This is a genomic window from Actinotignum sp. UMB0459, assembly GCF_051905915.1.
GTDB lineage: Bacteria > Actinomycetota > Actinomycetes > Actinomycetales > Actinomycetaceae > Actinotignum > Actinotignum sanguinis.
Genome location: NZ_JBQAIK010000002.1, coordinates 14471 through 27208, shown reverse-complemented (window position 1 = coordinate 27208; position 12738 = coordinate 14471). Strand labels below are relative to the sequence as shown.

The following is a 12738-nucleotide window of genomic DNA, read 5'->3' as shown; positions in this document are numbered from 1 at the left end:
CTTCTGGATTCTTGCCGAACGCCGATATTTTGCGACAATACGAAGGTGACTTCATTACCGGCTACTTCCCCGACCGCATCCCGGTACGTGGCGCGCGCCTCCGAGCGTGCTCTGCCCGTCCGATTGCGGCCCGTGCGTCTGGGGGCGCACCTCACCGATACCGGGGCGGATTTCGCTGTCCTGGCTCCGCACGCGACCGCTGTTGACCTGTGCCTTATTGATCGCAGTGCCTCGGGTATGACCGAGCGTCGCTATTCCCTGCATCGGGACGCGAGTTTCACCACCTGGGTGGGGCACGTGTCCGGGGTGCGTGCCGGTCAAGAATACGGCTACCGGGTACACGGCCCGTGGAATCCCGATACCGGGATGCGTTTTAACCCCGCGCAATTCCTTCTTGATCCCTACGCGCGGGCCATAACCGGCACCCCGCGCTTGGGACCCGAATTGTACGGGCACAAGGTGAATGACGCTCTGGATCCCGTCCCGGTTCCGCCGCAACGTGACGATACCGATTCCCTGGAGGCCATGTGCCGCGGCGTCGTGACCGCACCCACGGAAACGCATATCCGCCACCCGTATACGCCCTGGTCCCACACGGTTATCTACGAAACGCACGTGCGCGGACTCACCCAGCAGCTAGCCGCCCTCCCCGAAGAATTACGCGGGACCTACGCCGGCCTAGCGCACCCGATCGTCACCGATTATTTGCGTTCCCTGGGCGTGACAGCCGTGGAGCTACTGCCCATCCACGCGAAAATGTCAGAACCGTTCCTCACCGAACGCGATCTCACCAACTATTGGGGGTATTCCACCCTCTCCTATTTCGCTCCCGAGCCGAGCCTGGCCACCGCCACCGCGCGCGCCGCTGGACCCCTGGCCGTGCTGCAAGAAGTACGCGATATGGTGGCACGTCTCCACGATGCCGGCCTGGAAGTCATCCTTGACGTGGTTTATAACCACACCTGTGAAGGCGGGGTCAACGGACCCACCGTCTCGCTACGCGGCTTCGGGCAAACCACCTATTACATGCAGGTACCCAACCAGCCCGGCCAGTTTTATGACACCACGGGCACCGGGAATTCTCTGGATTTCCGGCGCACGCCCGTCCTCCAGCTCACCCTCGATTCGCTGCGCTACTGGGTGAGCGAGATCGGCGTGGACGGATTCCGTTTCGACCTGGCCGCCACCCTGGCACGCCGGGGCGATCATTTCGATACCAACCACCCCCTCTACCTGGCGATGGCCACCGATCCCATTCTTTCCAACGTCAAGCTCATTAACGAGCCCTGGGATCTGGGGCCGAACGGCTGGCAAACCGGTAATTTCTTGCCGCCCACCGCGGACTGGAATGACCGCTACCGCGATTCCATCCGGCAGTTCTGGGTGGCCGATCAGCGCGCGGTTGCCGGCGGCGGCCTGGGCGGGGACCTGCGCGACGTGGCGACCCGCCTGGCCGGCAGCGCCGATCTTTTCGGGCACGGGCGTTCCCCCTCCGGGCGCGGGCCGCTTGCCTCCGTCAATTTCATTACCGCGCACGATGGTTTCAGCCTCTACGACCTGGTCTCCTACGATTCCAAGCACAACGAAGCCAACGGAGAAAACGGGCGGGACGGCACCGATAACAACCGCTCGTGGAACCACGGGGTAGAAGGGGAAGGCACCGATACCTCCCCGCTTCCCGAGGGCGTGCTCAAGGCACGCACCCGCACCATGCGCAACCTCATCGGCACGCTAGTTTTCAGCGCCGGGGTACCCATGCTCTACGGCGGCGACGAATTTGCCGATACGAAATTCGGGAACAACAACGCCTACTGCCAGGATAATCACGTGTCCTGGCTGGATTGGGACCGCGAGGAATGGCAGCGCGAGCTGCAGGCAACCGTGGCGTACCTCTTCCGGCTGCGTTCCGAACACCGGGTCTTGCGCCCGAGCATGTTCTACACCGAATCGCCCTCCGGGCGCGATCACATTCCCGATCTGCAGTGGTTTGCTGATACCGGCGAACCGATGCCCGAGCACCGGTGGTTCGATCCTTCGAATCGGTTGTTGCAAATGCTGCGTTCCGGTTCTGAGCGCGACGCCGATGCGCTCGTGGTCATCAACGGCTCAAATCACCACGTTCCTATCCGGTTCCCGCAGGGGCGCGGTAATCCCTTCGCGCTGGCCTGGGATTCTTCCTGGCCCACCCCGCGGTCCTCGGAGCGTATCTACCAGCCCGGGGCCTCCACCCGGGTGGAGCCGCTGACGATGCAGCTGTACTTCGCCAATCCGGAGCGGTAGCGGGCGAGCGGCGCCTACAATAGACAAGCAGAGCGTGCTCCCGGGGAATTCGGGGGTATGACCTGGGTGTATGACTGAAGGAGCAAGGTATGAGTGTCGAGGAATCCCTCGAACGGTCCACGTCCGCCGCGTCCCTGGCGCATGCGCAGCGCCTGAGTGAGAAAATCAAGGAGAAGATCAACACTTCTCCGGAGGAATTCCGGGTTCTCACCGGGGATCGCCCCACCGGGAATCTCCACCTGGGGCACTACTTCGGTTCGCTGCGCAACCGGGTGGAATTGCAGCGCAAAGGCGTGGAAACCTGGCTGGTTATCGCCGATTTTCAGGTCATTACGGATCGGGATGGCACCGGGCCTATCCGGGAACGGGTGCGTTCCCTGGCCACCGATTACCTCGCGGTGGGTATCGACCCGGATGCCGCGGTTATTTTCCCGCATTCGGCTATTCCGGGCCTCAACGAACTCATGCTCCCCTTCCTTTCTTTGGTGACCGACGCCGAGCTGCGCCGCAATCCCACCGTCAAGGCGGAACACGAGGCAACGGGCGGGCGGCCCCTTTCCGGGCTGCTGCTCACCTACCCGGTTCACCAGGCCGCGGATATCCTTTTCTGCAAAGCTAATTTGGTGCCGGTGGGCAAGGATCAGCTCCCCCACCTCGAACAAGCACGCGTGATCGCTGATCGTTTCGAGGCGCGCTACGGCCGCCCGGCCGGGCGTGAAACCCCGGTGTTCCCGCGCCCGCAGGCCCTGCTTTCTGAGGGCACCTCTATTTTGGGCTTGGATGGCGCCAAGATGAGCAAATCGCGCGGTAACACCATCGAAATCGGTATGAGCGCGGATGAAACCGCCAAGCGCATCAAGAAAGCGGTCACGGATTCGGATCGGCATATTACCTACGATCCGGACAACCGCCCCGAAGTGGCAAATTTGCTGCTGTTGGCTTCGCTGGCGCAGGGGCGGCCCGCGGTGGAGATCGCGGAAGAAATTGGCGACGGCGGGGCCGGTACGCTCAAGAAGATCGTCACCGAAGCGATTAATGAGATGTTTGCGCCTATCCGGGCCAAGCGCGCCGAGCTGGCCAAGGATCCCGGTTACGTGGATGGGATTGTGCGCCGAGGTATTGAGATTGCCAACGAGCGCGCCAATAAGACGCTCGCGGAGGTGCGTGAAGCACTCCAGATGGTGTATTAGCGCGCCGGCCAGCCTGGTCGCGGAACGCTTCCCAGCACTCGGCGGCTACCGCCTAACACAAAAAGCAACACCAACTACATTAAGAAACCAATTTCGTGAGCTGTGGTTGCATTTTGTGCGCGTAGTCGCCAGGACGTTGCTTTTTGCAGGCACGTCATGGCGGGAGGTTACATTTTGTAGACCTCCACGTCAGGACGTTACTTTCTGCGAACCCAATGACGGAACTGACCGACCAGTATTCCACCGGCTCGCAAAGTGGTACTGGAGCTACAGCCAGCACCCGGTTTTCTGCCGTGCAGTACCACTCTGTTAGGCCCGGTGTTCTCCAGTACCATTACACCGGACACAAGAGGCGTGCACTACGCGATCCCGTTCAGGAGTTGTGCTTTGGTCGCTCCGTAAACAAGGTCAAGAACAAGGGCAAGAACAAGGGCAAGGACGGGGGCACTTTTCCCGAGGTGTACTTCGCATGTACAACAAATGCAGTACAGCTCGACAAACACATAGTGCCTCCCGTGGCGCCGGACCGAAGCTCACGCATACGACGACGCAGCCAACCTGCCATGCGTCCACCCCCGCGGGCCGGTGTGCCAGAAGCCCGGAAACCTAATAGGATTGGGCTTGTGAGCATCCTTACACAGACGCATCATCGGCTCGTGCGTCGCCGCTCGAGCCGTGGGGTTGCTGCCGCTTGCACGCACTCCCGCCATATGTCGCCCGAGGATACGAGGAGATAAGCCATGTCCATTGAACCGACGACGCCCGCGAAGAATTCGGCATCCACGCCCGAAAAGAAGCCGGCAACCACGCCCGCGGCCCCGAAGCCAGCCGCCGCGGAGTCCGCCACCGCGAAGAAGCCAGCAACGGCAAAGGCAGCGTCCCCGAAGAAACCCGCGGCCACCCGGCGCTCAACGAAGAGCACCACCGCGGCAAAGTCCACAAAGGCCTCCGGATCGGCAAAAAGCACGAAGACCTCCGCAAAAGCCCCCGCGAAGACCTCCGCGAAAACCCCCGCGGCACAAACCACCGCTACGTCCCCAGCCTCCCCTACCACGCACGGCCGTGCAAACGCCGAAGGGTACCCGCCGGCTTTCCCGCAGGCACCTGTGGCCCCGGCCCCCGCCCCGCGGGCCAATATCGCCCGCATCCCGATTATGGATGTGACACCCTGCGTGCAAAACGGCTCGCTGGCCGCTAAGGGAACCGTGAATGAAGCTTTCCCGGTGCAGGCCACCGTCTGGCGCGAAGGGCACGATCTTTTCGGCTGTGAAGCCGTCCTCGTTGATCCGCAGGGTCGCGAAGTTCAGAGCGCTCCCATGGTCCTGGTACGCCCGGGCCTGGGCCGTTACGAAGGCTGGCTCACCCCCACCGAGCCGGGCGATTGGGCCTTCTTTGTGCGCTCGTGGTCGGATCCGCTGGCCACCTGGCGGCATACCGCCGAAGCGAAGCTCCCGGTCGGCCAGGATATTGACCTGGTGTTCCTCGAAGCCGAGCAGCTGCTCAAGAGGGTGGCGAAATTGCTGCCGCGCGGTTCAAAGGACCGGCCGGCGATTAATGACGCTATCGACGTCGTTCGAAAAAAGTCCATCCCGGCTTCGGTACGTTTCGCGGCCGTGACGTCCGACGTCGTCGAAGATATTATCCACAGGTATCCGGTGCGCGATTTCGTGAGCGAATCGGCGCGTTTCCCCCTCGCCGTGGACCGCGAACTGGCCTTGCACGGCGCCTGGTACGAAATGTTCCCGCGCTCGGTGGGAGCCTGGCGCGACGACGAAGGCACCTGGCATTCCGGGACCCTGCGCACCGCGGCGGAAGATCTGCCCCGCATCGCCTCCATGGGCTTCGACGTGGTGTACCTGACTCCGATTAGCCCGATTGGCCTGACTGATCGCAAGGGGAAGAATAATTCGCTGATTGCCCAGCCCGGTGAACCCGGCTCGCCCTACGCGATTGGCAGCGAAGCGGGCGGGCATGATGCCATCCACCCGGATCTGGGCACGTTCGAGGATTTCGATGCCTTCGTAGCCACCGCCCGGGATCTGGGCATGGAGGTCGCCCTCGATATTGCACTGCAATGCTCCCCAGATCACCCGTGGCTGCACGAACACCCCGAATGGTTCCTGCACCGCCCGGACGGCACCATCGCTTTCGCGGAAAATCCCCCGAAGAAGTACCAGGATATCTACCCGCTCAATTTCGATGACGATCCGGAAGGTATCTACCAGGCGGTCAAGGGCGTGCTGGAAACCTGGGTTTCGCACGGGGTCACGCTTTTCCGCGTGGATAACCCGCATACCAAGCCGGTGAGTTTCTGGCAGCGGCTGCTGGCCGAATTCCGCCGCACCCACCCGGAGGTTATTTTCCTGGCCGAGGCGTTCACCGCCCCGCCGATGATGCGGGGTCTGGGCGCGGTGGGCTTCCACCAGTCCTACTGCTACTTCGCGTGGCGTAACGAAAAGAAGGAAATTGAGGACTACCTGTGGGAGGTCGGCCGGGAATCGGATGCGATGTTGCGCCCCACTTTCTGGCCGACGACGCACGATATCCTCACCCCCTATCTCCAACAATCCGGCCCGAACGGCTGGAAGATCCGCGCGATTTTGGCGGCGATGGGAGCGCCCTCCTACGGGATTTACTCCGGTTATGAATTCGTGGAATCGGAGCCGCGCGGCAGCTTCGAAGAAATGAATAACAACGAGAAATACGAATACCGCCCGCGGGATTACACCCGCGATCCCTACGGTATCCAAGGGCTTCTCACCCGCCTCAACGAGATCCGCAAGGAGCACGTGGCTCTCCAGCGCCTGCGCGGGATCACCATTAACCCCACGTCGAATCCGAATATTCTGTGCTTCACGAAGGTGGCGCGCCCGGAGGAAACTCCGTCGGGAACCGCGGACCGCGTGATTGTGGTGCTCAACCTCGATCCGCATACCACCCAGGAGGCGGAGATCTCTCTGGATATGTCCGCTTTCGGTGCTTTCGATGCCAGCGGTCTGCCGCGCGGCGAGGCACCCGAGCATATCGAGGTGGTGGATGAGCTGGGCGGCGGGCATTTCCAGTGGAATAACCGGCCCTTCGTGCGGCTCAACCCCTTCACCACCCCAGCGCATATTCTCTCCGTGAAGGCCCTCTGATCCTATGTCCCTTCCTTCCCTCAACGCTGCCACTTCCGGGCCCCGCATCACCCAGTCCGAACACCCCGGGCTAATCGATGATCCGGAGTGGTATCGCCACGCGGTGTTCTACGAGGTGCTGCTCAAGGCTTTTGGAGATACCGATGCCGACGGCGTTGGTGATCTCCGCGGCCTGATCGCGCATCTCGATTACATCCAGTGGCTGGGGATCGACTGCATCTGGATCCCGCCGTTCTACCCTTCCCCGGGGCGGGACGGCGGGTACGACGTCGCCGATTACACCGCCGTGGATCCTCGCTACGGCACGATGGATGATTTTCGGGAGCTAGTTGATCAGGCCCACCGGCGCGGTATCCGCGTCATCATCGATATCGTTATCAACCACACCTCCGCGGATCACCCGTGGTTCCAATCCTCCCGCGCGAATCCGGAAGGGCCCTACGGGGATTTCTACGTGTGGTCGGACACCGATAAAAAATACGAAGATGCCCGCATTATTTTCGTGGACACCGAGGTCTCCAATTGGACTTTCGATCCGGTGCGCAAACAGTATTTCTGGCATCGTTTCTTCTCCCACCAGCCGGATTTGAATTTCGATAATCCCAAGGTGCACGAAGCGGTCCTCAATATTTTCCGCTTCTGGTGCGGGCTAGGGGTGGACGGACTGCGCCTAGATGCCATCCCCTACCTCTATGAGCGGGAAGGCACGAATTGCGAAAACCTCCCGGAAACACACGCGTTTATCGCGAAGGTGCGCCGGGTCCTCGATGAGGAATTTCCCGGCACGCTTTTGCTGGCCGAAGCGAATCAGTGGCCGGAGGACGTCGTCGAATATTTCGGAACAGCGCAGGCGCCCGAATGCCATATGTGCTTCCACTTCCCCGTGATGCCGCGTATTTATTACGCTTTGCGCGACCAGCGTGCCACCGCGATCCGGGAGATTCTGGAGCGCACCCCCGCGATTCCGGCCGGGGCCCAGTGGGGTACCTTCCTGCGCAATCACGATGAACTCACCCTGGAAATGGTGAGCACGGAAGAACGCGCCCTCATGTACGGCTGGTATGCCGACGATCCGCGCATGCGAGCTAATGTGGGGATCCGCCGCCGCCTCGCCCCGCTACTGGGGAATTCCCGGGCGGAGATCGAGCTGGCGCACGCGCTGCTGCTTTCCCTGCCCGGTTCGCCCTACCTCTACTACGGCGACGAAATCGGGATGGGCGACAATATTTGGTTGCCGGATCGCGACGGCGTGCGCACCCCGATGCAGTGGAGTCCAGATCGCAATGCCGGTTTTTCCACCGCGGATCCGGGTCAGCTCTACCTGCCGGCTATTACCTCGCTGTCCTATAACTACCAGGCGGTCAACGTGGAATCGCAGCTCGCGCAGCCGGCGTCGCTGCTCCACTGGATTCACGGGATTCTGGAGGTGCGGCGCGGGCACCCGGCCATGGGCTCGGGTGATTTTGTGCTGCGCGAATCGAATAACGACGCGATCCTCGCTTTCACTCGCTCCTGCCCGGAGGAGACCCTCCTCTGCATCATGAACCTGGCCAATACCCCGCGCGCCGGGCGCATCGAGCTGCCCGACTATGCCGGGTGGCTGGCCACGGATGTGTTTGGCGGGGCAGGTTTCCCGGCCGTCGGTGCCGCTGGCGGTTATGACGTCACGCTGGGCAGCCGCAATTTCTTCTGGCTCAAACTAGATGCGCCCGGGCAAGCGGAACCGGGCCCGGTGGAAGGTGCCCGCGCCGCAGAAAGCGGAGAACAGGTGGACTTCGCTGCGCTCTCCCGCCCGGCGCCGCCGGCGGCCGCGGCACCCGCGCAAAAGCCCACCGCGGCGAACACCGCAGATCATGAAGAAGGGAACGCAGCGTGAGTTGGGACATCGGTGAGCGGATTCCGGAACTCGAGGCGTGGATGCACGCCCGGCGCTGGTACCGGGGCGAAGCCCATCCGCTCTACCTGCGGGCCCGCGCTGACTTCACGTGCGGCGCAGAGCCTTTCACCCTCACCTGGCTCATTATTGACGCCGGCTCTACGCTCTACAACGTCCCGCTGCTCCTCGCCCCCGCTACCGGGTCCGCGCTGCACGACGACGCCGCGCCGAGCGCGCCAACCGCGCCGGCCGCGCCAACCGCGCCGGCTGAGCCACCCGCCCCGGTTGCCCGCGCCCGCGGCCACCTTATTTTCGACGCGACCACGCATCCTGCCGGCCAGCGTTTCCTCTTCGAGGCCGCCACCGGCCAGCCGGGCAGCGAACCCCTCCTACATTCCCCGGCGCTCAGCAAGGCACCGAGCCAGCCCACCAACAGCACCCTTGACCTGGTCACGCGCCCGGCCGACTTCCCGGGGAGCTACCGCGCTGCCCGGCCGCTGAGCGGCGAACAATCCAATAGCTCAATCATCTACCAGACCAGCACCGTGCCCCTCATTATCAAGCTCTTTCGGGTGCTGAGCCCGGGCGCGAACCCGGACGTGGAGCTGCAGGCCGCGCTTTCGGATACCGGCACAGTCCCCGCGCAGTGGGGCTCGGCAGCGCTCGTGGGCGGTCCGGCCGCAGCGGGCAGCGATGTGCTGGTGGCGCAGGAGTTCCTCACCGGCGCCCACGACGCCTGGCGCGTCGTCACGAGCTCTTTCCCCGCCCCGAACAGCCCCGTTCTGAATACTCCCCGCGCGCTGCTGGGCGATTTTTCCGAACGCATCCGCGAACTCGGCTCCCTCACCCGCGCTTTCCACACCGCACTCGCCACCCGCCTGGGTACCACCGCGGCGACGCCGCAGCTGCGCGAAGCGCAGCTGGCCAGCTGGCATGCACGAGCTCGCGCCGCCCTTGCTGCGGCCCCCGAGCTAGCGGCCAGCCGTGCGCGCATCAACGAGGTTTTTGCCGCCGCCGCGGCCACTGCCTGGCCGGCGCTCCAGCGCATCCACGGGGACTACCACCTCGGGCAGGTTGTGGATGTGCCGGGGCGTGGCTGGGTGGCCCTCGATTTTGAAGGTGAGCCCCTGCGCCCGCTCCCCGAGCGCGTGGCCCCCGACCTCGCCCTGCGCGATGTGGCCGGCATGCTGCGTTCCTTCGATTACGCCGGTGGCCAGGGCGAACGCGATGGCCAGCCCGCCTCCCGCATGCGCGCGTGGACCCGCGCCGCGGAAGTTGCTTTCCTATCCGGCTACGGCGCGATTCCCGCCGCGCACCGGCCCCTGCTGCGCGCCCTCCTCCTGGACAAGGCACTTTACGAAGTTGTGTACGAGGTCAATCAGCGCCCGGACTGGATCGATCTCCCCCTGGGCGGAGTCCACCGCCTGCTCGAGAACTAGCAGATCCGCAGGTCAGCCCGCCGCCCCGCGGCGGGCTGCGGCGTCGTCGCCCTTCGCACACCACCACCCACGCCCGCCACCTCCTCCGCACCCGGCCCGCGCACTGTCCACGGCAGGCAGCCGCGGCCCGGGATCGCGCATCTTTCAGGTATCCTGGGATATGTAGATAGTCGCGCGGTACTTCCCGGAAATTCCGCGATGCCGCTTGGCAGGACACAGCACATCACCGGCGCGCGCGGGTGGTTTCCCGCTCTGACCGCCTACGCTCCATCGTGCAGAGAGGCACACATGTCTGATTACGTAGAAGTTGATGAAGGCACGCTCGAGGCTGTTTCCAAGGGTTGGTACTACGCACCCCACGATGTCCTCGGGCCCCATTCCAACGGCAGCACCGTCACCATTCGCACCATTCGGCGGCTCGCGGATGCGGTATTTATTGAAACGCTGGACGGGCGGGTGCCTGCCGTACACGAATACAACGGAATTTGGCGCGCGGTGCTCGACACCCCCAACGTGCCCGATTACCGGGTGGTGGCCTCGTACGGGGGCGTGGAAAGCCGCGGGGATGACCCCTACCGTTTCCTGCCCACCCTGGGCGAAACCGATATTTACCTCATTTCGGAGGGGCGCCACGAAGAACTGTGGAACGCACTGGGCGCGCATGTGCGCCACTTCCCCTCCGTTCTCGGGGATGTCACGGGCGTGGCCTTCTCGGTGTGGGCGCCCAATGCGCTCGCCGTACGGGTGGTCGGTGATTTCAACGGCTGGGATGGTTCCCTGCACGCCATGCGCTCCCTGGGCAGCTCCGGGCTGTGGGAAATCTTCGTGCCGGGCGCCGGCGCGGGGGCGCGCTACAAGTTTGAGATCCAGTACAAGGACCTGAGCTGGCACCAGAAGGCCGATCCCATGGCCCGCTACAGCGAAACCGCGCCGTCCACCGCCTCTATCGTCACCGAATCCAACTACGAATGGAACGACGACGCCTGGATGGCCCAGCGTACCGATCCGGCTTCGGGGCCGGTCTCCATTTACGAAGTCCACCTGGGTTCGTGGCGCAAGGGGCTTTCCTACCGGGAGCTCGCTGACCAGCTCATCGGGCACGTCAAGTACTGCGGCTTCACCCACGTGGAATTCATGCCGGTGGCCGAGCATCCTTTCACGCCGTCGTGGGGCTACCAGGTGACCGGGTATTACGCCCCCACTTCGCGCTACGGCACCCCCGATGACCTGCGCTACCTCATTGACCGGCTGCACCAGGCTGGGATCGGGGTCATCACCGACTGGGTCCCCGCGCATTTCGCCACCGACGAGTGGGCGCTCGCGCGTTTCGACGGCCAGGCCCTGTACGAAGATCCGAATCCGCAACGCGGCTCGCATCCGGATTGGGGCACCCTGGTCTTCGATTTCGGGCGCCGCGAAGTGCGCAACTTCCTGGTCGCCAATGCGCTGTACTGGCTGGAGGAATTCCATTTCGACGGCATCCGCGCGGACGCCGTGGCCTCCCTGCTCTACCTGGACTACTCGCGGGAAGCCGGGCAATGGCAGCCCAATATTTACGGTGGCCGGGAAAACCTCGAGGCGATTTCCTTCCTTCAGGAAGTCACCGCCACCGCCTACCGGCGCAACCCCGGCGTCATGATGATCGCGGAAGAATCCACCTCCTGGCCGGGCGTCACGGCGATGACGGATAGCGGCGGGCTCGGCTTCGGCCTCAAGTGGAATATGGGCTGGATGAATGACACCATCCGCTACTTCGAGGAAGAACCGGTCAATCGGCGCTGGCACCACGGGGAAATCACTTTCTCCATGGTCTACGCCTATTCGGAGAACTACCTGCTGCCCCTCAGCCACGACGAAGTGGTACACGGCAAGGGCTCGCTCTACCAAAAGATGCCCGGGGACGACTGGCAAAAGCGCGCCGGCGTGCGCGAATTGCTCGCTTACCAGTGGGCGCATCCGGGTAAGCAGCTACTGTTCATGGGCCAGGAATTCGGGCAGATCCGCGAATGGAACGACGACGCATCTCTCGACTGGTGGCTAACCGACCAGCCCGAACACGATGGCATCTTGTCCCTTGTCAAGAGGCTCAACGAGATCTACGTGGATCACCCGGCCCTGTGGAGTGATGATTTCACCCCGCACGGATTCGAGTGGATTGACGGATCGGACGCTGATAATAACGTCATTACCTTCCTGCGGCGCTCCGCCGACGGTAAGGACGTCATTGTGGTGGCCTGTAATTTCGCGGGTATCCCCCACCACGATTACCGCATCGGTTTGCCGGCTGGGGGCACCTGGAAGGAAGTCCTCAATACGGACGCGGTGGAATACGGCGGTTCCGGGGTGGGCAATCTCGGGGAGGTCCACGCGGAGGAGGTCGGCTGGAATGGCCGGCTCTATTCGGCACCCGTGCAGCTGCCCCCGCTCGGGGTGGTTTATCTCCACCACGCGGCTGAGAAACTCGCGGGCGTTGAGGCAGGCGAAGCCCTCGATGCAGAAGCTGAAGCAACAGCAGGAACTGAAGCTGAAGCTGAAGGTGGTGCGGCCGGGGCGGCTGGCGGGGATGCCACGGCTGGCGGGGATGCCACGGCCGGCGGGGGCGATGAGGGCACGGAGGAATCCGCAGCAGCTGCGGCCGCCTAAAGCAGCAGGCTACGGCAGCCGCCTAAGATAGCCGCCTCCGCGCGCCGCGTACTAGCTCCTTCGCGGCGGCGCCTGGCAGCGGCGCAATAGTGGGGCCGCGGGGGGGGGGGTCTCCCGCGCCAACGCCAGCTGGACAACAAAAATAAAAAAGAAATTTACGAACCCTTTTTGCG

General features: G+C 63.5%; 6 protein-coding genes. All 6 read left to right on the top strand.

Annotated elements, in window-relative coordinates:
- Window positions 1–45: 45 nt before the first annotated feature.
- The 6 genes from glgX (at window position 46) to glgB (ending at window position 12565) form a co-directional block, all read left to right on the top strand.
- Window positions 46–2280 (top strand): glycogen debranching protein GlgX, encoded by a 2235-nt coding sequence (glgX, locus tag ACTFPK_RS00530; protein ID WP_439910868.1) that lies wholly within the window; start codon window positions 46–48, stop codon window positions 2278–2280.
- Window positions 2281–2369: 89 nt separating this feature from the next.
- Window positions 2370–3470 (top strand): tryptophan--tRNA ligase, encoded by a 1101-nt coding sequence (gene trpS, locus ACTFPK_RS00525; protein ID WP_126134888.1) that lies wholly within the window; start codon window positions 2370–2372, stop codon window positions 3468–3470.
- 740 nt (window positions 3471–4210) lie between these two features.
- Complete coding sequence (locus tag ACTFPK_RS00520) at window positions 4211–6607, top strand: alpha-1,4-glucan--maltose-1-phosphate maltosyltransferase (protein WP_279058338.1); 2397 nt, start codon at window positions 4211–4213, stop codon at window positions 6605–6607.
- Between the two features lie 4 nt (window positions 6608–6611).
- Window positions 6612–8483, top strand: coding sequence for a maltose alpha-D-glucosyltransferase (treS, locus tag ACTFPK_RS00515; protein WP_274778654.1), 1872 nt, complete (start codon window positions 6612–6614; stop codon window positions 8481–8483).
- A complete protein-coding gene (locus ACTFPK_RS00510) occupies window positions 8480–9922 on the top strand; it encodes a hypothetical protein (protein WP_279058335.1) in 1443 nt (480 codons plus the stop codon). The genes treS and ACTFPK_RS00510 overlap by 4 nt, the downstream gene beginning before the upstream one ends.
- Window positions 9923–10210: 288 nt before the next feature.
- On the top strand, window positions 10211–12565 hold the full coding sequence (gene glgB, locus ACTFPK_RS00505; RefSeq protein WP_439910867.1) for a 1,4-alpha-glucan branching protein GlgB: 2355 nt from the start codon (window positions 10211–10213) through the stop codon (window positions 12563–12565).
- Window positions 12566–12738: the final 173 nt, after the last annotated feature.